Source organism: Streptomyces sp. NPDC057616 (assembly GCF_042800575.1).
Classification (GTDB): domain Bacteria; phylum Actinomycetota; class Actinomycetes; order Streptomycetales; family Streptomycetaceae; genus Streptomyces.
Genome location: NZ_JBHVGU010000015.1, coordinates 140,183 through 165,962 on the forward strand (window position 1 = coordinate 140,183; position 25,780 = coordinate 165,962).

Sequence of the window (25,780 nt, forward strand, 5' to 3'; positions counted from 1 at the left end):
CCTCGTACACGGGCGCCTTGCCCCGACACGGAACGACGTGCACCGCGGCACACTCCGCCGACCTGTACGCGTGGAAGCGGCTACCGAGCTTGGAATACGCCGTCGTCGGGAGACGTGGCGAAGGTCTGCAGGTGGTCGATGGCCGCCTGCAACGCGTCTTTCAGTGGAGCGATGTCCCGCGCGACCTGGGCGAGGAGCATGCCGCCCTGGAAGGCGGCGAGGAACAGATGGGCCAGTTGCGTGGGGTTTGCCTCAGCGCTGATCCGGCCGAGTCGCTGCATGCGCTCGATGCCATCGCGGAAGATCCCCCTCCACTGGTCGAACGCACCCGCGAGCTCGTCATGAACGTCGAGGTCGGTCTTGATGATCTCGCTCGCCAGGGAACCGAGGGTGCAGCCTTCCTGGTAGGCACGCTCGTAGCCGACGTAGAAATCCGCCCACTCCCGGAGCGCGTCGAGGCTGTCGAAGCCGGTGAACCGCTCGTCGCGGTGGAACGTGAGGACGCGCTCGGCCTGCCAGGCGATCACGGCCAGGACGAGACTCTCCTTGGTCGGGAAGTAGTGGTTGAGCTGCGATCCGCTGACGCCGGCGGCGCGGCGGAGCTGCTCGTTGTTCGTCGCGTGGACTCCCTTTGCGTAGATGAGTTCCGCAGCGTGCTCCACGATGCGGGCACGCGTTGCCCGCCCCTTCGATGTGAGCTCGTGAGGCGCCGGAGCTGCAGTAGTCGTGACCATGCTTCGACGATACACCAGATTGGGCTTGACAGCCCAGAAACGAGTGGTGTTCACTCCAGGAAGTGGGCCTGGCAGCCCAAAAAATGTCGCAGAGTTCGCCGTCACAACGGCGACCGGATCTCTGCAGCGGTAAGAACCGCCCTGGACCCGACGCTGACCTTTCACAACTCACCGGAGGTTGATTCGCCATGTCACGCCTGAACGTTCCCTCTCTCGACGACGTCCCGGACGGCGCGAAGGGCATCCTCGACAACATCGGCGCACAGTTCGGCTTCATCCCGAACATGTTCGCGACCCTCGCGTCGAACCCGACCGTCCTCGACGTCGTCATGACCCTGCAGAGCACCTTGAGCCGGGTTCTGGACGCGAAGACGCGGCACACCATCGCACTGGCCGTGTCACAGGCCAACGGCTGCGATTACTGCCTGGCGATGCACACCTACGTATCGTCTGAACTCGGCGGCATGTCGAGCGATGACATCGACTTGGCCCGGGCCGGCGGTTCGATCGACCCTCAGCGTGCCGCGGTCGCTCGTTTCGCCCAGCAGGTGGTGGAAAGCCGCGGTCAGGTCAGCGACGCCGACCTCGCAGCCGTGCGAGACGCCGGGTACACCGACGCGCAGATCCTGGCGATCGTGACGGTGGCGGTGCAGGTCCTGCTGACCAACTTCATCAACAACGTCAACCAGACCGACATCGACATCCCCGCCGTCAACCCGGCCGCTACGCGCGTCTGATCGCCGGGCCCCGCCGCGTCCGCGCGTACAGCCGGTAACCCCTTCACCGCCCCACAACGATCACTCGGAAAGGTTCGACATGCCGGGCTCCGAGCTCTATGAGCGCTTCATGGCGCTACACACCCGCGACGGTGGCCTCGTCATGCCGAACGCATGGGACGGCCTCTCGGCGCTGATGCTGGCCGACGCCGGCTTCGAGGCGATCGCGACATCATCGGCGGCACTCGCCACCACGCTCGGCCGGTCCGACGGGCGACACGAAGTCACGCGTGGTGAACACCTCGAGCATGCGCGGCTGCTTGGCCGGCTCACCGGTCTGCCCGTCAACGGGGACTTCGAGGACGGCTACGGCGACACGCTTGAAGACGTCGCCGCGACCGTGGAAGCCGCCATCGAGTCCGGCCTGGCCGGTATCGGGATCGAGGACACCTCAGGCGATCCGGAACAACCGATCCGCGACTTCGACGAGGCAGTAAGCCGCGTACGCAGCGCCGTTGACGCCGCCAAGGGGCGCATCGTCGTCACCGGCCGCACCGACAACTTCCTCCAGGGGCGGCCCGATCTCGACGACACCATCCGGCGTCTGACGGCCTTCGCCGAGGCCGGCGCGGACGTGCTCTACGCCCCCTTCCCGCCCGACCTCGACGCACTCGTCGCGATCGTCACCGCCGTCGCACCGACACCGGTGAATGTCCTCATCTCGCCGGCGGACAAGGTGCTGACCATCGCCGAACTGCAGAAGGCCGGGGTCAAGCGCATCAGCGTGGGTCCAGCGCTCTACACCCACGCGATGGAGGCACTCGACCAGGCCATCAAGGCTCTGATCGCGGGTGACCTCGCCTCGGCGACGACAGGAATCAGCTTCGAGCGCATCGGCGAACTACTCGCCCGCGGCACGAACTAGCCCAGACCCTGCGGAGCACCGCCCCTTACCCGCTCATCGCACGAAGAAGGCAGACATGAATCTCGACAAGCTCATGAACAAGCACCTCACCAGGTATTTCGACCCCAGCAGGACCATTCCGGAGGAAACCCTTCAGCAGCTGTTGAGGTTCCTGCGCTCCACGCCGTCATCGGTGAACGTACAGCCCAACCACTTCTACGTCCTCGCCACGCCCGAAGGCAAAGAGCGGCTCGCCGACAACCTGGGCGAACGGTTCCAGGACAACGCCGAGAAGATCCTGAACGCGTCGCACACCATCATCCTCACCACCCGGGCAGATCTGCCCGACACCCACCTCGAGGCGGTGTTCACGAAGGAGAAGGCCGACGGCCGGTTCCCCGACCCGTCCAAGCAGGAGCTGTGGGAATCCATGACCCGGGACTTCCTCAACCTGCGCAACTACGGCTACAAGGACCTGAACCACTGGATGGAGAAGCAGACCTACATGGCGGTGGGCCTGACCATGATGGCGGCCGCCGAACTCGGCGTCGAGGCCACGCCGCTGGAGGGGTTCGACCCGACCACGGTCGACAAGGCCTTCAAGATCCGCGAGAGCGGACACACCACCACGGTGCTGCTGGCCCTCGGCTACCCCGACCCGGAGAAGGTGTACACCACTCCGATCTCGCGCTTCGACGCCGACGAGCTGTTCACCTTCATGTAGGAACCCGCCCGGAAACCGGCACCCACCCCACATCCGAGGAAGAGGCATTTCGATGAAAGCCATTGTGGTCACCGACCAGGCCGCGGGAACGGCCGGAATGACGCTGACGGAGCGGCCTGAGCCGATCCCGGCGATCAACGACGTCGTCGTTCGGATCCATGCGTCGGGCTTCGTCCCGACCGAAATGGACTGGCCCTCGACCTGGGCCGATCGCGCCGGCCACGACAAGACACCGTCGATCCCCGGCCACGAGCTGGCCGGAGTGGTCACCGCCCTCGGCTACGGCACGACGGGCCTCTCGATCGGGCAGCGGGTGTTCGGCCTCGCCGACTGGCATCGCGACGGCACCCTCGCCGAGTACGTGGCGATCGAAGCACGCAATCTCGCACCGCTGCCGGGCGACGTCGACTTCACGGTGGGCGCGTCCCTGCCCATCTCAGGTCTGACCGCGTGGCAAGGACTGTTCCAACACGGCCGCCTCCAGGCCGGCCAGACCGTCCTCGCCCATGGCGCGGCCGGGGCGGTCGGGACGATGGTGACCCAGCTCGCACGTGAAGCCGGCGCCTACGTCATCGGCACCGGCCGCGCCGCCGACCGCGACAAGGCACTCGACTTCGGCGCCCACGAGTTCGTCGACCTCGAGAACGACGCGCTCAAAGACGTCGGCGACGTCGACCTGGTCCTCGATGTCATCGGCGGCGACGTTCAACAGCAGTCCGCCGCCCTGATCAAGGCCGGTGGAACCCTGGTGTCCATCGTCGGCCCGGTGGAAGCACGGCCCGCTGACGGCCTGGCCGTGGACTTCGTCGTCGAAGCCGATCGCGCCGAACTCGGTGAGATCGTGCAGCGGGTGCGGGACGGACGGCTGCGGACCAACATCGGTGACATCGCGAGCCTCGACGATGCCGTCGGCGCCCTCAACCCCACCTCGCGACGCCTCGGGAAGACCGTCATCCGGGTCCTCCCGTAGGTAGCGGACGGCGAGGGTCCTACCGGCGGGTCGTGGTCCTGATCCACGCCACGGCCGGCGACCGGCGGTAGGACCCGAGCCGGCACACGCCAGGCACTCGAACCGACAGAGGAGTTGATCACCTTGGACGGACAGGAACTGCAGAAGATCGCGCGTGACCACACGGCGGACCTGCCCGGCGCCGACCAGGAGCAACGTTTCGACCCCGACTGGGAGCTCCACAAGGTGGGCGGCAAGGTCTTCATGCTGATGACCGACATGCCGGGACGCCCCGTCGTGATCCTCAAGGCCGATCCGGACGACGCCACCGCCCTGCGTGAGCAGTACGCGGACATCACCCCTGGCTACCACATGAACAAGAGGCACTGGATCACGGTGGAGGGCGGCGACACCATCGACGGCAACCTGGTGAAGGACCTCGTCACCGACTCCTACCGTCTCGTGGTCGGCGGGCTTCCCAAGTCCAAGCAACCCGTGGATCCACGCACTTACGACCGCCACGCCTGATTCTCGCCCCGCCCATCCTGCGACGCGGCGTCGCAGCAGTCCTCCGGAGCCCCCCATGCGCGTGTTCGTCACCGGCGCCAGCGGCAGCATCGGTTCGGTTGTCGTTCCCGACCTCATCGCCGCCGGGCACGAGGTCCTCGGCCTCGTCCGCTCCGATACGGCGGCCGCGGCCCTCGCGGCCGCCGGCGGGACGCCGCTGCGCGGAGACCTCACCGACCTTGACGGCCTTCGCGCCGGCGCCGCGCAAGCCGATGGTGTCATCAACCTCGCCTTCAGCAACGACTGGGGCAACTTGGAGCAGGGCATCTACGAGGAAGCGCGCGCCGTGCAGACCCTCGCGGCCGAACTCGTAGGCAGCGGAAAGCCGTTCGTCCATGCCGGCCTCACGCCGATCGTGCCGGGCCACATCTCCGCCGAAGAGGATCCCAACACCACCGAGGGGCCGATCGGTGGTCGCGGCCGCACCTCCGACGTCGTGCTGAACCTGGCCGCGCAGGGCGTCCGGTCCTCCGTCGTGCGGCTGCCCCGCTCCGTGCACCAGCGCGGGTCGGCATACGGGTTCTGCACGGCACTCATCGCCGCGGCACAGAAAACGGGCGTGTCAACGTACGTCGGCGACGGCACACAGCGGTGGCCGGCGGTCAACCGGCTTGACGTCGCCCCGCTGTTCCGCATCGCACTCGAGGACGCTGCGCCGGGAACGGTCCTGCACGCGGTGGCCGACGAGGGCGACACCATGAGGTCGCTGGCCGAAGCCATCGGCGAAGTCCTCGCGATGCCGGTCGAGTCGGCCCCGCCCGAGCGCTTCGGCCTCGTCGGTCGACTGTTCGCCCTTGACATGCCGTCGTCGAGTGCACAGACCCGGGAACGGTTCGGTTGGAAGCCCACCCACCCGAGCCTCCTCGCCGACCTCGCCGCCGGCGACTACCCCACCTTGGGCTGACATCCTCAGGATGCCGCGGCAACAGGTGGTTCGTCCGGTCAGGTCCTCCCACCGGCCTCCGTGGTCGATCGGCCGGCGCACCACTGTCCGTTGCGCCAGATACCAAGGCACCCTCGATCCGCAGGCCCGCAACTCGATCCGCGTCCGCTCCCTGCCGCCTCGCGAGAGCGGTACATGGGCAACGAACTCCCCATCGTCGTCTGGCTCGTTGGCGCAGGAGAGCCTTGCATCCCGACACCCACCGTCCTCACGGACCTGGAACCGATCGGCAACGGTCCCGACGTAGACGGCGTGTCCCGGGTCGCGGCCGGCGCCACGCCGACCGCGACGGCACCGACGACGGCCACCCCTGCGGCCGGCTCTCCCAACTCCACGATCAGGCCACCTGCAGCCGCTTCGCGCGGTGTCCCAGGTACAGGACGATCAGTCCGCACAGCGCGGTGGGGATCACGAGAATCATGAAGAGCTGCTCGTGGCTTATGCCGTCGGCCAGCAGACCGCCGACGATCATCGGGCCGACGATTCCACCGACGCGGCCGATGCCCAGCGCCCAGCCGATGCCGGTGGAGCGTACTTCTTCGGGGTAGAAGGCCGCAGCGAGCGCGATGACGCTCTTCTGCCCGCCGCTGATGGTGCAGCCGATCAAGAAGATCGCTGCCAGGACCATCCAGACCGGCGAGCCCAGCACCAGGCCCATGAGGACCAGGAAACCGCAGCCGGTGAAGTAGAGCGCGCTCAGAGAGCCGTAGGCGCCGAGTCGATCCATCGCGGGGCCGACCGCGAAGGCGATCGCGATGCCGCCGATGGTGGTCATGGACGCGGCGGTCGCCAACGTGCCGGCGGAGTAACCGCGTTCGGTGAGGATGGTCGGCAGCCAGCTCTGGAGGCCGTAGAACATCGCCAGGTTGAGTGCGAAGACGAGCCACAGCAGGACGGTGCCGAGCAGTTGACGGCCGGAGAGCAGCTCGGTGACCCTGACCCGCTTTCCGGGGTCGCTGCTCTCCGTCTCGATCCGCACCGTGTCCGTCTCCGGAAGCGTCGGGTCGATCCGCCGGACCAGGGCATAGGCCCTCGCGTTCTCCCTGCGACGCAGCAAGTAGGAGGCCGACTCGGGCAGTTGCCAGGCCAGTACGGGGAGCAGGGCCAGGGGCAGCACGGCACCGGCGACGAAGACCGAGCGCCAGCCGTAGGCGGGGATGAGCCAGCCGGCGACGTAGTTGGCGGCCACGAACCCGAGTGAGAACCCGCAGTAGATCGCCAGGACCAGGCTGGCCCGCAGTCGCTTGGGGCTGTACTCGGCGATGAGGGCAATGGTGCTCGGGGTGGCCGCGCCGAGGCCTATTCCGGTGATGAACCGCAGGATCATGAGCTGGTCGGGGCTCTGTGCCCACACCGAGACCAGCGTGGAGAGCGAGAAGAGCGCAACTCCCGCCATGACCGGCCGCTTGTGGCCGAACCGGTCGGAGAGCGGGGCCAGCAGCAGATAGCCGATCATCAGGCCGACCAGAGCGGCCGAGAAGATCGTGGCCATGGTCGCTTTGGACACACCCCAGTCCTGGGTGATGGCCGGGGCCATGTAGTTGATCGCCTGGGTGTCGAACCCGTCGAGCAACATGACCAGTCCGCACAGCAGGACGGTACGCATCTGGAAACCGCCCAGTCGGCGCTGGTCGATGAAGCCGGGAAGCCGCAGCGGCTTCGAGCCGAACACCGTAGGGGACGGAAATGAAGTGGTTTCGGACATAGTGCGCTCCAGACGGAGAACGATTACTCGACGCGGACAGGGGCGCCGACGGCCGAGACGAACGCATCGGAGTGGAACCGATCGGGAGCCATGCCGCGTTCGCGTGCCAGCTCTTCGCCGGCCGTTCGGGTCATTGCCTCGCTGCCACAGGCGTAGATGTGATGACTACTCAGGTCGGGGTGGTCCGCGATCGCGGCTGCCTGTACCCAACCGGTGGTGCCTTCCCAACCGGGGTGGGGCCGGGACAGCACGGGGGTGAACCGGAACCAGGGGTAGCGCCGGGTCCACGCGTGGAGGGTGGTGCGGGCGTAGAGATCCTCGAGAGTGCGGCCGCCCCAGTACAGATGGAGCGGGCGGTTCAGGCGCCGGGCGATGTGGTCGAGGATGACCGACTGCATGGGTGCGAATCCGGTGCCGGTGGCGAGCAGAAGGACAGGTCCCCCGCGGTCCTCGACGAAGAACTCGCCGAAGGGTGCCTCGATCTCCACGGTGTCGTGGAACTCCAGCTCCTGCAGGATCCGGGCGGAGAAGACGCCGTCGGGTTCGTGCCGGACGTGCAGTTGGGCGAGGTTGTTGTGCTGGGGTGCGTTGGCCAGCGAGTAGGACCGGGTGTCGCCGCCTTCGAGGATGACGTTGAGGAACTGGCCGGCCAGGAAGGGTGTCCGCCGGCCGATGGGGTGGCGCAGGTCGAGAACCGTGACACCGGAGGCGACTTGGCGGCGCCGGTGCACCGTCGTCGTCAGCTTCTTGCGCACGGGTGGAGTCCGCGCCTCGATCCAGCGGGGTGCGATCTCGACATCGCCGGTCGGCTGTGCGCGGCACAGGCGGACCTCGGCCGGGCCGAGGACGGAACCGCTGCCCGGTATGTCCAGCGGGCCGGCGGTCACCGAGCCGAGGCAGGTGTCGCACACGCCTTTGCGGCAGGAGTACGGAATCGCCCAGCCGGCCGTCTCGGCGGCATCCAGGACGCTCTGCCCCCGCTCGCAGCCGAAGGCGATGTCGGAGCCGCGGACGCTGATGGTGAAGGTCACCTCACCCCTCCTGAACGATCGGAAGCAAGCAGTTGGAGAGCTGTGAGTACGGCACTCGGGTCGGCACTGCCCTGCCCGGCGATGTCGAAGGCGGGCCCGTGGCCGACGCTGGAGAACGGTGCACCGGCGCCGATGGTGACGGCAGCCGCGGTCCGTCCGGCGAGGGCCTTGACCGGGATGTGCCCCTGGTCGTGGTACATCGCCAGATACGCGTCGTGGTCGCGGGGGCCGCCGAGCAGGATGTCGGCGCCGGTCGGGCCGTCGGCGTTGACGCCGCGCTCGCACAGGGCGGCCACCGCGGGTTCGGTGATCAGCTTGTCGTCGTCGCCGAACAGGCCGCCCTCGCCGGCGTGCGGGTTGATCCCGAAGACGCCGATCCGTGGATCGGCGATGCCGATGTCGCACAGCGCCCGGTGCAGCGCCAGCCCGGCGTCGGTGACCAGTTCGGGAGTGAGTCCCGCCAGCGAGCGGGCAAGCCGCTCGTGCAGTGTGACGTGTGCGATCCGCAGACCACCGCCGACCAGCATCAGGAAGACCTGCGTGAGCGGGGTTCCGGTGAGCTCCGCGATCAGCGGCGGGTAGCCGGTGAAGGCGATCCTGGCGCGGTGGACGGCCGTCTCCGAGTGCGGGCAGGCGACCACCCCGGCGTACTGGCCGTCCATCGCGAGCCGCACCGCCGCGGTGACGTACGCGATGGTGGCGAAGCCCGCAGGCGCCGTGACCTGACCGACCGCCAGGTCGCCAGGGGCAAGGGCACCGACATCGACCAGGTCGCACACGCCGCGTTCGGCGGCGGCGCCCGGCCGTGCCGCGCGCAGCGTGAGCCCAGCGCGCTCGGCGTACGGTTCGAGGACATGGCGGTCGCCCACCACGACCGGCGCCCGGTCACCGAGTTCGGCGACCGACGCGACGGTGATCTCCGGCCCGATCCCGTTCGGATCGCCGGTGGTGAGCAGCAGCCTGCGCACCGCGGTCACAGCGGCAGCACCAGCAGCGTGTCGATGCGGGAGCTGTCGCATACGACGATCCGCTTCTTGATCAGAGCCCGGCCGGCGTCGAAGACGTAGTCGTCGAGGTAGCGGCCGCTGGCGAACACGTCCGTCGGCCCGTTCCCGGTGATGCGGACGACCAGGAACGAGGTCTCGCTGGTCGCGCCTGCCTCGCTCTCCTCCAGGACCGCGGGCTGCCCCAACAGGTGGCGGTAGGCGTGAGGTTCGTAGATGTTGGCCTCCTTCAGCGCGGAGACCCGGTCTTTGAGCATCGCCTTGTTGTTCGCCCAGATGACCCCCGCGGGCAGCCCGCGCCGGTGGTTGTCGGCCGTGGTGACCTGGTAGAAGGCGTCGTCGGCGAAGAATTCCGGCCAGTCCTCGATCGGGCCGTCGTCGATGGCGCGGACGTAGTGACCCTGGGCCCTGCTGATCAGGTTGTGTGCATCCATCAGGCGTGCGCTCCCCCGGCCGTGTCGGCGGCGAAGCCCATGGCCTCGCGGTAGACCTTCCAGAAGCCGCGGATCGAAGCCTCGGTGACGCGGCTCTCGCTGGAGACCGCCTGGTCGCCGCCCATCTGGACGGTCGCGAACTCCTTGCTCGCCCCGGCGATGCCGCGCTGCACGAAGCCGCCGATGGCGCCGTCCTCCATGGAGACATAGCCGGCCGGGCCCACCAGGTTGGACTGCTTGAGCCGGATCAGCCGCTGTGCCTCGGTGTCGTCCTCGAATCCGAGGTAGGTCCAGTGGAGGTCGGTGGAGTCGACACCGGTCGGCAGTACCTGGCGTACGGCGACGGAGTTCTGGATCTGCTGGAGCACGAAGCCGGGCGAGACCGAGAGGATCTGCAGCGTGATGTCGTCCCCGACCTCGCTGAAGCTGTCGACCAGCGACGGGTCTTGGAGCTGGTACTGGGAGTCGGAGCGGATCTTCTGGTCCTTGTAGTGCTCACCGGCCTCCGACTCCCGGTCGATGGCCGACCAGCTCACGTGGTGGGCACCGTTGTCCGAGACGATGATGCCGCCCTTCTGGTTCAGCTTGTTGAGCCCGAAGGTGGTGAAGAACAGGTGCAGGATGCTGGCGTGGTAGGAGTCCTTGACGTTCTCCATGTAGAGCTTCCAGTTGTTGGGCAGGCTCTGGGTGAACCGGCCGAGCACGACCGGCTTGCGGCCGCCGAGGACCCGCTCGATGCGGTCCAGGATCTCCTGGCCGAGGTACTCCTCGATGTGCGGTACGTCGTTGTCCAGGCTGCCGAACACCAGGCCGTGCACACTGGCCAGCCGCAGTCGCCGCGGGCTGTGAGCGGCCTTGCAGAACTCCGGCGGCATGCCGCCCTTGCCGTTGATGCCCTCTTCGAAGGCGACACCGGTGAGGTCGCCCTGCAGGTTGTACGTCCAGGCGTGGTAGACGCACGTGAAGTCCTTGGCGTGGCCGTAATGGTCCATGGCGATCAGCGAGCCCCGGTGGGCACACCGGTTCTCGAAGGCGTAGATCTGGCCGTCGTGGTCGCGGGTCACGAGCACCGGCTGCTCGCCGATGAAGGTGGCACAGAAGTCGCCGGGTTCGGCCAACTCGGCCTCGAGACAGAGGTAGTTCCACATCGGCCCGTGGAAGATCCGCTCCTGCTCGGCCCGGTAGACGTCCTCGTCCTGGAAGACCCAGTACGGCACCTCGGTGAGAAACGGCGGCCAACGGCGCTCCGGGACCCCGGCTCGCGTCGGCACACCCGCCCCGGTGTTCCGTGCGCTCATGTGTACACCTCCACGTACTGATTGACAGATCGCGTTCGGTAAGCGAACATATGATTGTTATCCGAACACCTCGCCAGTAGAGGTGCCCGTGGTCACGTCTGTCAAGAGGGGATCCATGACTGCTGAAGGAATGGCGGGACTCGCCAAGGGGCTGGCGATCCTCGAGGCATTCGGCGACGGGACACCCCGACTCACGATCAGCGATGCGTCCCGCGCCACCGGTCTGAGCAGGGCGGCGGCACGCCGCTGCCTGAACACACTCACCGAGCTCGGCTACGTCACCTTCGACGGCAAGTTCTTCGCACCCACGCCCCGCATCCTGCGCATCGGCGCGACCTACACCGAGTCGGCAGCGCTGCCCAAACTCGCCCAGCCGCACCTCGCCGCCATCCGCGACTCGATCGACGAGTCCGCCTCGCTGGCGGTGCGGTACGACAACGACTCGCTGTTCATCGCACGCAGCGAAGGCACTCGCATCATCAACACCGGCATCCGTGTCGGGGCACGGATCCCCCTCTACGCCTCCGCCACCGGACACGTTCTGCTCGGCTCACTGGACCCGACCGAACTGGCCGACTACCTCGCCGCCGCGCCGTTCCCCGCTCGCACCCCGAAGACCCCCACCGCGGCCGTCGAAGTCGAAGATCGCATCCAGGCCGCCCGAGCCGCGGGCATGGCGATCAACTCCGAAGAGCTCGAAGTCGGACTGCTCTCCATCTCCGTACCGGTCCACGATCCGGACGGACAGCTGGTCGCCGCCGTCTCGGTCAGCGCCTCCAGCTCCCGCGTCACCGTCGATGAACTCCGCGACCGGTTCGCCCCTGTGATGAAGGTGCACGCGGCTGCGCTCGGCCGGCAGTTGTGAGTGACCGGGACCGGCAAGCCTTCGGTTGGCCGACGGCGGCCGCGCCCCAGGGAGGGACTCACCCGCCCCGCGACGTCTCAAAAGCGTGCGGGGTGTGCGCAGTTACTGTCACTGCTCAAGGACACGCACGCCGGGAACGACCCTGTGCGCGGTTCATGCGCTCAAGCGACCGACGTCGTGGACCATGGTGCGAAGCAGGCGCTTCTTGCGGGTAAGGGCTTCGAGGTCGAGCTGGAGTGAGGGCGGGGGGACGGCGAGGACCGGGCAGGTGGCGTGGGTGAGGCAGTAGCGGGCGACGGGTGATCGCCGGCGGCGGAGTCTCTTCTGGTGCCCAGCGCCGACGACCAGCAGGTCGGTTTCTCTGTCGGCGATCTGCACAAGGGTGCGACCAGCGTTGCCGGAGATCACCAGTCCACCGATGGGGACGCCGTCGTCAGAGGCGGCGAAGACATCGTTGAGTATGTCTTTCAGCAGACGCATGGCTGCGGTCCTGGTGCCCTTGAGGGGTGATCGACCGGTCCCGGCAGGTGGGTCCGTGTCGTAGGGACGCCAGACCATGACTGCCAGGAGCCGGCGCCCGGTGAGCCGGGCTTCGGTGCCGGCCCTCCGCAGCGCGACAAGGCTGTTGAGCGATCCGTTGATCCCGACCACGATGCGCTGCTGCTGTGATGCGCTGTCCATGAGGCTCCTTCTTTCGGCCTGGAGGACGCCTTCTTCGTCACTTTGAGGACAACCAAGGAGACGTCGCGACGTTCACGCTCGGCCCCGACACCGGACGGTTACGTCAGGTCGCGCTCGACCGCGGTGAGCTCCTCGTCGGGTCCGGCTCCCGCGGGCTGGTGCTTGGGATAGGCGCCGGCGCCGGGATGGACCTTGTCGATGAGGTCGGCGTACTGCGGATTGCGTTCGATGAACACACCCACCACCGGGCAGATGATGGTGATCTTCTTCCCGGTTTCGCGGATCTCGTCCAGCACGCGAGAGACGAGTTCCGTGGACACCCGATGATTGCGGTAGGCCGGGTCGACCCAGGTCGTCAGCAGCACAACGCGGCCGCCCACGAACCGGTACGAGAGCTCGCCGATGGCTTCGGGACCGAGGGCGGCGACCCAGCGACCGTGCTCCGCGTCGTTGAGGACGTCGAGCTCCCAGCTGGACTCCACCTCACTGGGACTCGACCTGTCCAAAGCGGCGATGAGTGCAGCGTTGTTCTCTTCCCTGGCGGAAGCCTCGGCTTCGGGATTGATCGCCATGGTCACACTTTCTGTCGAGGGACCCTTCGTGCGGGCCCCGTCTCGGTCACGACGTGAGCCAGTCCCGGTAGGTGGTTCCGGCGACAACCACGTCGCCTTTGGCTATGAGCGCGTCTCCCGAGGCGGCGGCGTATGTGCCGGCCTTGCTGTCGGTGACGACGCTGCGGATGCCCCGCAGGGGAGCACCGACGCAGACCGCGGCCACGGCCTGGGCGACGTCCGCCGCGGCTATGGGCTGGATGCGCGTGGCGGGCAGGCGGACGGTCGTGCCGTCGGAGGTCCACGACATCACCGTGTCCATGAACTCGAAGAACTGCGTGGCGCGGACGATCGAGTACGGCACGGAACCGGTCTTGAGAATGTCTTCTTGCAACACCTGGCACGGTAGTACGGCAGGTCCGGTACGAGGTCGACGCCGACAATGGAGAGGAGCCGCCTCGTCGGGTCGGCGGGTCAGTCAGGTTCGCGACGACATCGGCTCCCGACAACGCCTCGGACAGACCCTTCCCGCTCAACAGGTCCAGTCCGGTGGACGGCGAGTGTGGCACGGCCTCGTGCCCGCTCGCGTTCAGGACGTTCACCACCCGCGCCCCGATGAGCCCGGTCCCGTCGATCACGGCGACTTTCATACGTCCGCCCCTTCGTCAGGCGCCGATGGCCGCGGGCCCTTCCGGAGCGAGGAGGACGGCCGTGTGGCTGGCGTGCGTGACGATGTCGCTGACGCGGGGATTGAAGAGGGCGGCGACGGCTCCGCGGTGGTGCGGGCTGAGGACGATGAGATCGGCGCCGAACTGTCCGGCCGTCTCGTTGATCAGAGCCGGCACATCGTTGAGCAAACCGTTGGCGAGCGTGCCGTCCGCCTTGACTCCTTCGTCGCGCAGAGCGAGGACGGCCTCGTCGAGGATCGCCCCGGCTTCGGCGTCGTCCTCCAGGCCTACGACGGTGTCGAGTGTGGCGGTCGCTGCGACGACATGCAGGACGTGGACGGAGGCACCGGCCAGCCGGGCCAGCTCACCGGCCATACGCACGGACGTGAGACGCGAGGGGCTTGGATCGACCGCGACCAATATGCGACTGAACATGTGTGCGCTCTCCCTAAGGATTGAAGTTCGTTCGGCTACTCGACGTCCTGGCTGTTCGCGATCGCAGTGAGCTGCGGGTTGCGTGCGCCGAGGACGGTGAACAGGGTCGAGACGACGGCAAGTGCGCCGTAGCCGAGCGAGATCTGTGGCAGCGAGAAGATGTGGGTGAGTTGGCCGGCGATGAGGGCAGGGATCGTCGCCCCGCTGTAGGAGAGCAGGTAGATCACGCTGAAGGTCGGTGCCCTGTCGGCCAGGGTGCTGCCGTGCAGCAGGCCTCGGGTTGCGGCGCTGATGGCGATGCCCTGACTGGCGCCGGCGACGATGGTCGCGCCGATGAACAGCACCAGCGTGCCGGTGCCGATGGCTGTGATGACGCCGATCATGCCGACCAGGAAGCCGATCATGCCGACGCGCTGGGCTCTCGCGGGTGTGAACCGGCCGCCCAGGGGAGCGCCGAGGACGCTGGGACCCATGTAGGCAGCGAATGTCACTCCGAGGACGAGTGTGCTGCGGGTGTGCAGTTGGTCTTCGACCAGTGCGGGCACGAACGCTTGGTAGAAGGCCCCGGCCGCCCAGGTGGCCAGGAACACCGCCGCCGCGACGGGAAGCAGACGCCTGCCCCGGGCGGGCAGGCCGACCCGGGGCCGCAGTGTCCGCCAGGCGCCCGGCGTGGGAGTCGCGGTTTCCGGGCTGACGGCGATGAGTGCGACCGACACGAGAAGGAGGCCGATGACCACCAGGTAGATCAGGTCCCGTGGCCATGGCCCGTACTGGACCAGGGCGCCGGACGCGACGGCGCCGACGGCGAGGCCGAGCATGACCGTCTGGCTGGAGGCGACCGACGCCAACCAGGCCGGCTTGGGGGGTGCGGCGTCGACGATGTAGGAGGTCAGGCTGCTGCTGGCGAGTCCCGCGCCGAGGCCCATCATGACCCGACCGGCAATCAGGATGCCGATGCCGTGCACGTCCAACAGCAGCAGACAGCCGAGCAGGAGCAGGCTGAGGCTGGTGATCGCGAGGGGCCGCCGACCCAGATGACTGGACAGTCCCCCCAGGAACAACAGAGTGGCGAGGGTGGCGACGGAGTAGGCGACGACGGTGATCGAGATTTCGGCGTTGGTGAACCCGTTCTCGGCCCGGTAGACGTTGAACAGCGGGATCGTCGAGCCCACGGCGGCAAATACGGCCACCAGGGAGATCACCGCCGAGGAAAAAGCAAGCCGGTGCGTTGCCACCCTGGTGACAGGGTCGGTCACTGGCGCCGTGTTGTGCATCGAATCACGTCTTTCTCTTGTCCTGGGAGCCCCGGTCCGGTGATGCACAACGGCCGGCGTCATCGTGCAGGCAGTTAGTGTCGGCTCGTCGCGCCGTCTTACCGACGGCGTCGCGATCTTGTTCGTATCCGGACGCGGGCGCCAGGCGGGCCTCGTTGTCCCGTGTGTCCAAGACCGGGGGGCAAGGCCCCAAAACATTAGGGGCCACCCCTAATGCCCGGCTTGATCGAGGCTCGTAGAACAGAGGGCGTAAGGACTTCGCCGAAAGGGCCCGAGATCGATGAGGCCGTTTCCCGCAGCACGGGAAGTGATCGCCATGTACGCCACCGTCGAGGACCTGGTGCTGGCCCAGGACACGTGCCCGACGCGTGACCGACCGGACACCGCGGTGTCCGGGCCGGCTGCAGCGGTCGGTGGCGCGGTGACCCAGGCGCTGGAGCACCGGCCGGTCGCCGCGGGTGCGGCGCGAGCGATCACCCGCGCCGTCCTTGAGAACTGGCACGTGGACCAGGACGCCGCTCAGTCGGTGCTGCTGGTGGTGTCCGAACTGGTCACCAACGCCGTCGAGCATGCCCTGCCGCCGGTGACGCTGCACCTGTATCGGGATCGGGCCGCAGAAGTCGTGTGGGTCGGCGTCACCGACGGAGGCCCGGCGCAGGACGACGGCGCCTGGACCGCTTCCTGCACCCGCGAGGAGCACGGCCGGGGCCTGGCCCTCGTCGAGGTGCTGGCCACCAGCCACGGCATCCGGCCCCATCCCGGCGGCACCGCCACGCACTGGGCCCTCCTGACCGTTCACGAAGCACCGGCCTGAAGCAGCCTCCTTTACGCACCGCCCCGCACATCCCGGTGCACCCGCCCCTGACCAACCTCCGCCTTCCCGACCCGATCCACCCTGCGCACCGACCACAGAACAGGAATCGCCATGAGCTCTCCCGCCCTGGAACTCACCATCGATCAGGCAGTCACGGTCACCTCCGACCTGCACGTGCGTGTGCCCGGTCGATTCCCGTATGCGTGTAGCGACCCGCACTCCGTTCAGGGCAGCGAGAGTGTCCTCCCGGACATCGGCCGTTTCCCTGAAAAGCATTCAGGGCGGTAGAAGTCATGGACGCGGACATCCAGTTCTCGGTGCTCGGCCCGGTCCGACTGCACAAGCAAGGGCTGGAGGAGGCGGCAGGCCAGCCCAGGCAATGCGCGGTACTTGCCTCGTTGCTGCTCAGGGCGGGCAGGCCGGTGAGCCTCTCGAAACTCGTGGAGGACGTGTGGGGCGATGAGGCCCCGCTGTCGGCCATAGGCTCCGTGCGCACCTATGTCTACCGGCTCAGGCGAGCGCTGGGTGAGCGGAGTGACAGCTCACTGAACCTCGTCGACGGCGGCTACCTTCTGCGCATCCAACCGCACGCTGTGGACCTGAACAGGTTCAAGGAGACGACGGCCGAAGCACGAGAGGCACGCAGCGCCGGCGACCCGGAGGCCGCGGCGCACCTGCTGTCCAAGGGCCTCGGAATGTGGAAGGGGGAGGCTCTCGCCGGAGTTCCGGGACCGTTCGCCAGCCAGCAGCGCAGGGTCCTGGGCGAGTTGCGTCTCGCATGCGCCGAGGACCAGCTGGCCTGCGAGGTGGAGACGGGGCGCTACGCCGAGGCTGCCGCCGAACTGTCCGCTCTCCTCGTCGAACACCCGCTGCGCGAGCGCGTATGCGCCCTCCTCATGACCGCGCTGTACGGCGCGGGGCGGCAGTCCGAGGCCCTGACGATCTACCACTCGACCAGTCACCTGCTGCGTCAACGCCTCGGCGTCAACCCGTCGCCGGAACTGCGGCACGTCCACGAGCGCATCCTCTCCGGGCGATTCCAGCTGCCGAAAGGCAGCGACCGCACGGCCGGCCGCCGACATGCCGCCTCTCCCCGGCCGCCGGCCCAACTGCCGGCAGCCCTGCCCCACCTCATCGGGCGTGAGAAGGAACAAGAGCAAGTGGAGCATTTGATCGCCGATGCGGAGGCGTCGTCCTCGGTGGCCATCTGCGTGGTCGGCGGGGCGGCAGGCGTCGGCAAGACAGCCTTCGCCACCACCGTCGCCCATCGTCTGGCAGACCGTTTCCCGGACGGTCAGCTCTTCGCCGACCTGCACGGGGAAGGGCCAGGAGCCGAGCCGAGGGACCCGGCAGGGGTCCTCGCGGACTTCCTGCAGTCTCTGGAGGTCCGGCCGGAGGCCGTACCCGAGACCACGCAGGCTCGTGGGCTCATGTTCCGGGATCTGCTGGCCAAGCGCCGCATGCTCATTGTGCTCGACAACGCCTGGAGCGCCGACCAGCTGAAGCATCTCCTCCCGGGGAGCCCGGGTTCCATGGCCCTCATCACCAGCCGCATGCAGCTCCACGCGCTGGTGGCTGCCCACCAGGCGCTCCCCCTGACCCTGCTCCCGCTGAGCCAGGGGGACGCACGCAGCTTTCTCGCCCGCCGCCTCGGAGCAGCGAGGACGTCTGCCGAGCCCGAAGCCGTCGACCGCCTCATCCACCTCGCCGGACGCCTCCCCCTGGCACTGGCCAATGTCGCCGCCCGTGCGGCCTACCGCCCTCAGATGCCTTTGGCGAGCCTGGTCGACGAATACGCGTCGTCCGAGCACGGCCCCTTGGACGCTTTCACCAGCGAAGTGGACCCGGTGCTCGACGTGCGCGCCTCCATCGCCCGGTCGTACCGTCTGCTCGACCCGGAGGCCGCCTCGCTCTTCCGCGCCCTCGGCGCCTGGTCTGGCCACGTGTTCGCCACCGCCGACGCCGCCAGAACAGCCGCGCAGCCCGAACCCTGGGTGCGTCAGACCCTTTCGCGGCTGATCCGCGCACACCTCGTCTCGGAGATCGTGCCGGGCAAGTACGACTGGAACCGACTCGTGGCCGCCTACGCCGCAGAGCAAGCAGGCTCAGGCATGTCGGAAGCATCCGACCAGGCCGCCGGCGACGATCCACCAACCGCTTCCGGTTCTGCCCCTGCCGCGCCTGTGGATTTCCCCTCGTGAAGTCTCCACCTCATTCACGACACACCCAGTGCGGCGGGAAGCTGTACGCGGCTGGTAACGGACAGCTTGCGATAACAGTTTGAAAGGTGGACCTCAACAGTCTTCGGGGTGACGAAGAGAGTTTGAGCGATCTGCCGATTTGTCTGGCCGTGTGCCGCCAAGTCCGCAACTCTTCTTTCGGACGGGGTGAGCGCGCCTGGGCCGGTGAGTGCTGTGCGTCGGCGGCGGGCTCCTGCGGTGGCGAGTTCGGCACCGGCTCGGTCCGACAGGGGTACTGCACCGCAGCGGGTGGCGAGATCAAGGGCCTGTCGTAGGGGCGCACGAGCGTCGTTGCGGTGACCAGCCTTGCGTAGTGCGGCACCGAGGTCGACCAGGGCCTTTGCATACTCAAGGTGCGCAGGGGAGTCTTTGAGTACGCCTACTGCCGCTTCGAACAGTTCGATTCGGTCCCGTTCGGGCGAAATGAGGCCAGACACACGCAAGGCCCGGCCCAGAGTGCGAGGCGCGCCCCACCGTCGGGCACGGTCGAGATTTTCATCCGCGATGACGCGAGCCTCACTGTCGCGATCAAGGTAGTGAAGAGCCAGTGCGGCCAGCGTCCTCCAGTCCGCGACTGCCGGATTCTGAATCTGATAGAGACGGCATGCTTCCTCTGCCTGTAGGGCAATTTCAAGAGCCGTTTCATAGTTGCCTCGGACTCCTTGCAGTCGGCTGAGCGCCGTCAGGGACAGGTACACCGGACCCGGAGGGCAGGTTGTCGCTGTGACTCCCACCTCGGCAAGATTCCGCTCAGCCTCATCGAGACGTCCTTGCTCGATCAAGGGCTCGGCCAAAACTGTGCAGCCCAAAAGGCGGGTAACCGCCGAACCGTTCAGTTGTCCCACTCGAATTGTCTCGCGTCCATCTTGTTCGGCCCCTGCAAGATCACCGTGCCACAACAAGGTGTAGCCGCGATGAATGTAGACGGAGGCCAATGTGAAGAGGGAACCACCCACGTGAGCTCGCTTCACCGCACTGTCCAGGCTGGCTATTGACATATCGTCGTCAGCCGCCGCCAGGGACCACCATCCGCAAGCCAGCGGCCCGTTGGGATCTGCTTGGTCGACGAACGCATCATCCGCGAGGGTCTCGCGTGCGCGAAGCACTCCGGACGGGTCTCCAAGAGCGGTATTGCGACCTGCAACCGCACAATACAGTAGGCGGTCTCCGTACCCGTGGCCGTGCGGGAGTTGATGTAGTTCCGGCAAGCAGTCGATTATATCTTCCCTGCCGGGGACATACCACGTACTGGAACTGAGGAGGCAGGCCTGAAGACGCTTCTTGAGATCCTCGTCAGTGGTCGGAAGACCTGAAATCGTCGATTTTTGTATATCGACTCCGGCGTCCGGCCGTGCGAGGTAAATATAGGCCATGCCCAAATAGGGCGCAATTTCCGCGCGTTCAACGGCGTCCATGCCTTCCCACGCTTCTTGCAGAAGACGCGCCCCGGTCACGACATCAAACAGTAGCGCCGTTTTCCCGGCTTCCAGAAGAATCGCTCGCCGCTCGTCGCCTTTGGGTGACTCGTCAAGACTCCGACGCAAGTAGACATAAGCGCTCTCCGGAGCGCCGCGTGCTGCTGCTGCAGCAGCAGCGGCACGTAGGTCCGTAACGGCCACCGGATCCATGGTTGCCGGTATTCGCATCAGATGGTAGGCCACCTGCTCCGCGGGAGAGCCGCTCTCCCGCAAAAGTATTGCGGCCCGCTGATGTGATGTGGTGCGGTCGGCGCGGTCAAGGGATTCATAGACGGCATTACGCACCAGGGGGTGCACAAAGGAGAGAGTCGGAGACCCGTACACCTCGTCGATACGCACAATTCCCCTCTGCTCCAAGAGGATGGCGCACTCAAGTGCCCTGCTGAGGGAATCCTGCCCTGCCAGACGCGCAGCGCGCATCAGCGGCGAGCGATCGCCCAGAACCGCGACCGCCCGAGCCAGCGGTGCGCAAGCCGCCGGCAAAGCCATGAGACGGGAGGCGACCAGATCGGCCACCGCAAGCCCTCCGAGATCGGCCACCCGTGCAGCGTTACTGTCGCTGGCCGAGAGGCCCTGCGCGGAGAAGGTAAGGGCGAGTTCACGCAACAGCAACGGATTCCCACCGGCGGCCCTGTGACAGGTAATGGCGAACTCTTCCTCTACCTCGCCATCCATTACCTGCTCCAGCAAGCTTGCGGTCGCCTGGGCGCTGAGCTCCTTCGGATTCAGCTCTGCGAGCGCCGGCGTGGAGATTATGTGCTGCAACAGTCGTTCATCAGTAGCGTGCTCCCCTGTGCGTAGCGCAACAGCTACCAGCAACGGCTGCGTCTCAATGCGGGGTAGGAGGTAAGCCAGATACCGCAGCGACGGCCTGTCGCACCACTGAAGGTCGTCCACCACCAAGACGAGTGGGCGGTCTTGGCATGCGTTGATGGTGAGCCAATAGAGACCGTGCAGAACCGCGAAATCGCCAGGTTCACCGGCACTGGAGATGGTCTCAATGGCTTCTCTCGCTTGCCTGGCTGCACCCGTCCACAAGGACTCACGAGCGGTCCGATCGGCCTTGAACGCCAACTCTTCAAACAGCTGCCGCACTACACCGAAGGCAAAATCCTGCTCGAATTCCGTACTGCGTGCAGTCGTCACTCCGAACCCGGCCTGGACCGCCGCAGTCCGGATCTCTGACAGTAGTCGGCTCTTTCCGGTACCAGCCACTCCCTTCACCAGGAGCAGGCCGCCGCCCTTCTCAATCCCTTCAATGGTGCTTGTTATGAGGGCAGACTCTGTCTCTCTTTCGAGCAGTTCAAGTTCCCTACGAAGCATTGCTCCAGTATTCCCCTGTATGTCCTGTTCATCAAGGCTCAGGACTATTTGAGGCAGCTGTAGGTCTTGGCGGTGCGGGGTGGGCCGATGGATGAGCTCTCCGCGTTGACGTACGGGCCCGGCGCCGTAAGGCAGTTGGGCTGATCGGACGCTCATGCCAGTGCGAGGCCAACCAAGGCCCCGTACGCGGCGTGGCGGCGGCAGAAACCGCCGCCACGCAGAACGAGGAGACCCATGAAGAAGATGAACAGGATCGCCCGGTCCGCCACCACGGCGGTAGCCATCGCAACCGGCGTAGCCATGTTCACCGCTCCCGCGTCGGCGAGCCCACATCACCCGAGGCAGGAAGCCTCCGACGGGCCGGTGTTCGTGCAGAGCGACGCGGAAGACGGCAACACGGTCGTGGCCTACGACCGTGCGGACGACGGCACGTTGAAACAGCAGGGCGTGTACGCGACCGGAGGTCTGGGCGGCAAGCTCGACGGGGCTGTCGTGGACAATCTGGCTTCCCAGGGATCCCTGACGTACGACCCGGCACACCGTCTGCTGTACGCGGTCAACGCCGGCAGTGACACGGTTACCGTCTTCGCCGTCCACGGCGATCGCCTCGTGCGGCGTCAGATCGTCGCCTCCGGCGGCCGGTTCCCGGTGAGCGTCACCGTGCACGGCAACCTCGTGTACGTCCTCAACGCCCTCGACGGGGGGTCGGTGCAGGGCTACCTCAGCGTCGCCGGGCATCTGGTGAGGGTGCCGTCATGGCATCGAGGTCTGGGGCTGGACCCGGCAGCGACACCGCAGTTCACGCACACTCCGGGGCAGATCGGCTTCACCCCGGACGGCAGCAGGCTGATCGTCACCACCAAAGCCGGCGGCAACAGCTTCGAGGTCTTCCGGGTCGGTCTGCCGGGTATCGCCACCAAGCCCGTGATCACGGGCGCACCCGGCTCGGTACCCTTCGGCTTTTCCTTCGACCGCTCCGGGCGGCTCGTCGTCACCGAAGCCGGACCGAACGCCGTTGCCACCTATCGGGTCGACGGCGACGACCACCTCACCAAAGTCGACGAGAAGGCGACCGGACAGGCAGCCACCTGCTGGGTGGCCACCGTGGGCAACGACGTCTACGCGGCGAACGCCGGAAGCGGCACGTTGAGCGGGTTGCGGACGGGGCGTGACGGCACACTGACCTCGCTCACCACCACCCCGACCGCGGCCGGCACGGTGGACGTGTCCGTCTCCGGCGACGGCAGATTCCTCTACGCCCAGACCGGCGCGGCCGGCGGCGTCGACGCCTTCCGTGTGAACGCCGACGGGTCCCTGACGCGGACCGGATCGGTCGTCGTACCCGGCGCGGTCGGCGGCGAAGGCATCGTCGCCCTCTGACCGAAGCGTGGAGGCCGCCCTCACGGTCGAAGGCGGCCTCCACGCTGACTGCGTCGTCGCGCCGGGTCAGGTTCACGGCAGTCATGAGCCATCGGGGGAGCGCGGCTAGACAGCCCGAAGTGGTGTCACCCGCGCGGCCGCCACTGTCGATGGGTCAGCTCCGCTCTTCACAGCCGGTCCGCACCATTGCCAGGCCGTGCCCCCAGTGGTCCCGCCGCACGTCCGCCACGATCCACGGCGACAAGGGCTGGGACCACCGGTGCCCGCGGCGATGGCTCGCGGCTCGAGGCATCACACATCGGCTCGCCCACACGGGAGTTGAGTCGCATCACCGAACGAAGTGACATCTCAGCCGCGCAGCCGCTCCGCGATCTCGACAAGGTGCCGGCCTTGGTAGTTGGCAGCGTCCAGGGTCGCCTGATCGGGCCCCTCGCCCCCACCGCTCGGCCAACTCGTGCCATAGGGATTGCCGCCGGCACCGAACAGCACCGGATCGGTGTAGCCGGGGGGAACGATGATGCAACCCCAGTGGTAGAAGACGTTGTTGAGAGCCAGCAGCGTCGACTCCTGGCCGCCATGACGGTTCGTCGCCGAGGTAAAACTCGTGACGGGCTTGTTGTGAAACACGCCGGCCTGCCACAGCGCCCCCGTCGAGTCGATGAACTGCTTGAGCTGGGCCGACACGTTTCCGTACCGGGTCGGCGTGCCGAACGCATACGCCGACGCCCACTCCAGGTCCTCCAAGGTCGCCTCCGGGACCGAATACTTCATGGCGTCAACGTGAGCCCGCCACACCGGGTTGGCATCTATGGCCGTGTCGGGTGCCAGCTCGGGAACGCGTAGGAGACGTACTTCGGCATCTCGGCCTTCCGCGCCCTTGGCGAGGGCTTCCGCCAACTGATGGACATTTCCGGTAGCACTGTAGTAGATGACCGCGAGTCGTACAGCCATGGGCAAACTCCTGTTCTGCTCAGTTACGGTTCTTCGACGGCGGAGGTCAACTCTGCAGGAAGGACTGCAGCATGGCCGTCACTTCTATCTCCTGAATTCGGTATCCAGCAACGGACCGGAGGGAAAGCACCGGCGGAACGTGCTCGTCTCCCTCTTCGTTCGTCGGCCTTTTGCGGATCTCTCGAAAGTACGCGCCCAGGAGGAACGACTTCTTACCTCCGTCCCCCAGGCAGACCCGTCCACCGTGACCGAACGAACAAGCACAGTAAGACGCTGCTCCTCCCGGACGCTCATCTCCGAAGAAGTCTCCAGAGTCAATGGCAGACAACGGTCGGTTGTCGCGTAGACCGACGGATCCAGTGTCTGCGGACAGGCATCCGGAAACGCCAGCAGTGTCCGAGCCCGGAGAGAAGAGCTCAAGGTGACGATCAATAACCTCAGAGACCAGCGCGACTCACCCCGGGGGGAGCGCATAGCGGACTGGGCGGATTCCCGGCTTGGCCTCTACACCATCGCCAAGGCCAACATGCGGAAGATCTTTCCGGACCACTGGTCGTTCATGCTGGGCGAAGTGTGTTTGTGGAGCTTCGTCGTGCTGATCCTGACCGGGATCTATTTGACGTTCTTCTTCCACCCGTCGATGAACGAGGTTGCCTACCACGGCAGTTACACGCCGCTCAACGGCATCACCATGTCCGAGGCCTTCGCCTCCACCCTCGCCATCTCCTTCGACGTGCGCGGTGGCCTGCTCATCCGCCAGATGCACCACTGGGCCGCCCTCATCATGGTCGCGGGCATGCTCATCCATATGATGCGCCACTTCTTCACGGGCTCCTTCCGCAAGCCCCGCGAAGTGAACTGGATGTTTGGCTGGACCATGTTGGTCCTGGGGATGTTCGAAGGTTTCGTCGGCTACTCCCTCCCCGACGACCTGCTCTCCGGCACGGGGCTGCGCTTCGTGGAAGGCGCCATCCTCTCCGTGCCGATCGTCGGCACCTACCTGGTCATGTTCTTCTTCGGCGGAGAGTTCCCCGGCACCGAAATCGTCTCCCGGCTGTACTCGGTGCACATCCTGCTGCTCCCCGCTCTCATCGCCGCGCTCATCGTCGTTCACATGATCCTTCTCGTCTACCACAAGCACACACAGTGGCCCGGCCCCGGAAGACCAACCGCAATGTCGTCGGTATGCCCTTCCTGCCCGTCTACCTCGCCAAGACCAGCGGCTTCTTCTTCCTCGTCGCCTCCGTGATCGCCGCCATGTCGGCCATCGCTTCCATCAACCCCGTGTGGACGTACGGCCCTTACCGCCCCGACCAGGTGTCCACGAACGCCCAGCCGGACTGGTACATGGGCTTCTCCGAAGGTCTCATCCGCGTCATGCCGGGGTGGGAAATCAACGCGGCAGGCCACACCCTCAACCTCGGTGTGCTGATTCCGCTGATCGTGTTCCCGACCGTCCTGCTGGCCATCGGCCTGTACCCCTTCTTCGAAAGCTGGATCACCGGCGACAAGCGCGAACACCATCTCCTCGACAGGCCGCGCAACCGACCCGTGCGGACCGGTCTCGGCGTCGCCTGGCTGACCGTGTACTTCCTCCTCCTGGTCGGCGGCGGAAACGACCTCTTCGCGACCCGTTTCCACCTCTCCATCAACAGCGTCACCTGGTTCATCCGCATCGCGCTGTTCGTCGGCCCCGTAGTCGCATTCGTCATCACCAAACGCATGTGCCTCAGTCTCCAGAACCGGGACAAGCGGAAGGTCCTCCACGGCAGGGAGACAGGCACCATCCGTCGCCTGCCGCACGGCGAGTACATCGAGGTGCACCAGGACCTCTCCCCCGCGGAACGTCACACCCTGACCGCGCACGAGCAGTACCAGCCCCTCGACCCCGGAGCGGCCGAGGACGCCAACGGCATCCCGCGCAAGCTATCCCGCCGCGATCAGCTCAGAACACGCCTGTCCCGCGCCTACTTCGGGCCGTCGGCACAGGTCGCCAAGCCCACCAGAGGGGAACTGCCGCACAACGAGGAAGAGGTTGCGCACAGCATCGGGCACTGACGGAACCGACGGGTGGCCGCAGCCGGCGGCCGCTGAGACGCCGTGAAGCGAGA

At 66.8% G+C, this 25,780-nt stretch carries 22 protein-coding genes and 2 pseudogenes; 11 read left to right on the plus strand and 13 right to left on the minus strand.

Annotation, left to right across the window (positions count from 1 at the left end):
• Positions 1-80: 80 nt before the first annotated feature.
• Complete coding sequence (locus tag ACFU97_RS20580; RefSeq protein WP_384258357.1) at positions 81-734, minus strand: TetR/AcrR family transcriptional regulator; 654 nt, start codon at positions 732-734, stop codon at positions 81-83.
• A gap of 188 nt (positions 735-922) precedes the next feature.
• On the opposite strand from ACFU97_RS20580, the gene ACFU97_RS20585 reads away from it, so the two are divergent.
• The 6 genes from ACFU97_RS20585 to ACFU97_RS20610 all read left to right on the plus strand — a co-directional run bounded on the left by ACFU97_RS20585 (position 923) and on the right by ACFU97_RS20610 (position 5,498).
• Positions 923-1,471: a carboxymuconolactone decarboxylase family protein gene (locus tag ACFU97_RS20585; RefSeq protein ID WP_384258360.1), complete on the plus strand. Its 549-nt coding sequence runs from the start codon at positions 923-925 to the stop codon at positions 1,469-1,471.
• Positions 1,472-1,550: 79 nt separating this feature from the next.
• Positions 1,551-2,375: an isocitrate lyase/phosphoenolpyruvate mutase family protein gene (locus ACFU97_RS20590; RefSeq protein WP_384258362.1), complete on the plus strand. Its 825-nt coding sequence runs from the start codon at positions 1,551-1,553 to the stop codon at positions 2,373-2,375.
• Positions 2,376-2,430: 55 nt separating this feature from the next.
• Positions 2,431-3,078, plus strand: coding sequence for a nitroreductase family protein (locus ACFU97_RS20595; protein WP_384258364.1), 648 nt, complete (start codon positions 2,431-2,433; stop codon positions 3,076-3,078).
• A 52-nt stretch (positions 3,079-3,130) separates the two neighbouring features.
• Entirely contained in the window at positions 3,131-4,048 is a 918-nt protein-coding gene (locus ACFU97_RS20600) for an NADP-dependent oxidoreductase (RefSeq protein ID WP_384258367.1), read from the plus strand.
• 123 nt (positions 4,049-4,171) lie between these two features.
• Complete coding sequence (locus ACFU97_RS20605) at positions 4,172-4,555, plus strand: MmcQ/YjbR family DNA-binding protein (protein ID WP_384258369.1); 384 nt, start codon at positions 4,172-4,174, stop codon at positions 4,553-4,555.
• Positions 4,556-4,610: 55 nt separating this feature from the next.
• Positions 4,611-5,498: an SDR family oxidoreductase gene (locus tag ACFU97_RS20610; RefSeq protein ID WP_384258371.1), complete on the plus strand. Its 888-nt coding sequence runs from the start codon at positions 4,611-4,613 to the stop codon at positions 5,496-5,498.
• Positions 5,499-5,874: 376 nt separating this feature from the next.
• On the opposite strand, the gene ACFU97_RS20615 is transcribed toward ACFU97_RS20610, so the two are convergent.
• From ACFU97_RS20615 to ACFU97_RS20635, 5 genes are read right to left on the minus strand one after another with little or no spacing between them, the layout of a single operon-like run.
• Positions 5,875-7,242 (minus strand): MFS transporter, encoded by a 1,368-nt coding sequence (locus ACFU97_RS20615; protein ID WP_384258374.1) that lies wholly within the window; start codon positions 7,240-7,242, stop codon positions 5,875-5,877.
• A 23-nt stretch (positions 7,243-7,265) separates the two neighbouring features.
• Positions 7,266-8,273: an FAD-binding oxidoreductase gene (locus tag ACFU97_RS20620; protein WP_384258376.1), complete on the minus strand. Its 1,008-nt coding sequence runs from the start codon at positions 8,271-8,273 to the stop codon at positions 7,266-7,268.
• The gene (locus tag ACFU97_RS20625) at positions 8,270-9,250 is read right to left on the minus strand and encodes a PdxA family protein (protein ID WP_384258378.1); all 981 of its coding nucleotides are present in this window, start codon (positions 9,248-9,250) and stop codon (positions 8,270-8,272) included. Before ACFU97_RS20625 ends, ACFU97_RS20620 begins: the two co-directional genes overlap by 4 nt.
• Positions 9,247-9,711, minus strand: coding sequence for an aromatic-ring-hydroxylating dioxygenase subunit beta (locus ACFU97_RS20630; protein WP_384258380.1), 465 nt, complete (start codon positions 9,709-9,711; stop codon positions 9,247-9,249). Before ACFU97_RS20630 ends, ACFU97_RS20625 begins: the two co-directional genes overlap by 4 nt.
• Positions 9,711-11,009 (minus strand): aromatic ring-hydroxylating dioxygenase subunit alpha, encoded by a 1,299-nt coding sequence (locus tag ACFU97_RS20635; RefSeq protein ID WP_384258382.1) that lies wholly within the window; start codon positions 11,007-11,009, stop codon positions 9,711-9,713. The genes ACFU97_RS20630 and ACFU97_RS20635 overlap by 1 nt, the downstream gene beginning before the upstream one ends.
• A 115-nt stretch (positions 11,010-11,124) precedes the next feature.
• Between ACFU97_RS20635 and ACFU97_RS20640 the strand changes: the two genes are divergently transcribed.
• Positions 11,125-11,874 (plus strand): IclR family transcriptional regulator C-terminal domain-containing protein, encoded by a 750-nt coding sequence (locus tag ACFU97_RS20640; protein ID WP_384258384.1) that lies wholly within the window; start codon positions 11,125-11,127, stop codon positions 11,872-11,874.
• 153 nt (positions 11,875-12,027) lie between these two features.
• Here ACFU97_RS20640 and ACFU97_RS20645 read toward each other — a convergent pair whose 3' ends face one another.
• The 5 genes and pseudogenes from ACFU97_RS20645 to ACFU97_RS20665 form a co-directional block, all read right to left on the minus strand.
• Positions 12,028-12,555 carry a universal stress protein gene (locus ACFU97_RS20645; protein WP_384258386.1) on the minus strand — a complete coding sequence of 176 codons (528 nt, stop codon included), beginning with the start codon at positions 12,553-12,555 and terminating at the stop codon, positions 12,028-12,030.
• Positions 12,556-12,653: 98 nt separating this feature from the next.
• Positions 12,654-13,127, minus strand: a complete 474-nt coding sequence (locus ACFU97_RS20650) for a GNAT family N-acetyltransferase (RefSeq protein WP_384258388.1) — start codon at positions 13,125-13,127, stop codon at positions 12,654-12,656.
• A 46-nt stretch (positions 13,128-13,173) separates the two neighbouring features.
• A pseudogene (locus ACFU97_RS20655) lies at positions 13,174-13,756 on the minus strand (SDR family oxidoreductase).
• Positions 13,757-13,771: 15 nt separating this feature from the next.
• Positions 13,772-14,209 (minus strand): universal stress protein, encoded by a 438-nt coding sequence (locus ACFU97_RS20660; protein WP_384258390.1) that lies wholly within the window; start codon positions 14,207-14,209, stop codon positions 13,772-13,774.
• Between the two features lie 35 nt (positions 14,210-14,244).
• Positions 14,245-15,483, minus strand: coding sequence for an MFS transporter (locus ACFU97_RS20665; protein ID WP_384258392.1), 1,239 nt, complete (start codon positions 15,481-15,483; stop codon positions 14,245-14,247).
• A gap of 316 nt (positions 15,484-15,799) precedes the next feature.
• Between ACFU97_RS20665 and ACFU97_RS20670 the strand changes: the two genes are divergently transcribed.
• Positions 15,800-16,297 carry an ATP-binding protein gene (locus ACFU97_RS20670; RefSeq protein ID WP_384258394.1) on the plus strand — a complete coding sequence of 166 codons (498 nt, stop codon included), beginning with the start codon at positions 15,800-15,802 and terminating at the stop codon, positions 16,295-16,297.
• Positions 16,298-16,590: 293 nt separating this feature from the next.
• Positions 16,591-18,498, plus strand: a complete 1,908-nt coding sequence (locus ACFU97_RS20675; protein ID WP_384258396.1) for a BTAD domain-containing putative transcriptional regulator — start codon at positions 16,591-16,593, stop codon at positions 18,496-18,498.
• A gap of 14 nt (positions 18,499-18,512) precedes the next feature.
• Here the strand turns inward: ACFU97_RS20675 and ACFU97_RS20680 are convergent, their stop codons facing one another.
• Positions 18,513-21,338: a helix-turn-helix transcriptional regulator gene (locus ACFU97_RS20680; protein WP_384258399.1), complete on the minus strand. Its 2,826-nt coding sequence runs from the start codon at positions 21,336-21,338 to the stop codon at positions 18,513-18,515.
• Between the two features lie 234 nt (positions 21,339-21,572).
• On the opposite strand from ACFU97_RS20680, the gene ACFU97_RS20685 reads away from it, so the two are divergent.
• Complete coding sequence (locus ACFU97_RS20685; protein WP_384258401.1) at positions 21,573-22,718, plus strand: lactonase family protein; 1,146 nt, start codon at positions 21,573-21,575, stop codon at positions 22,716-22,718.
• 348 nt (positions 22,719-23,066) lie between these two features.
• Here ACFU97_RS20685 and wrbA read toward each other — a convergent pair whose 3' ends face one another.
• Positions 23,067-23,669, minus strand: a complete 603-nt coding sequence (gene wrbA / locus ACFU97_RS20690; protein WP_384258403.1) for an NAD(P)H:quinone oxidoreductase — start codon at positions 23,667-23,669, stop codon at positions 23,067-23,069.
• A gap of 592 nt (positions 23,670-24,261) precedes the next feature.
• On the opposite strand from wrbA, the pseudogene ACFU97_RS20695 reads away from it, so the two are divergent.
• Positions 24,262-25,727, plus strand: a pseudogene (locus ACFU97_RS20695) (cytochrome bc complex cytochrome b subunit).
• Positions 25,728-25,780 lie beyond the last annotated feature (53 nt).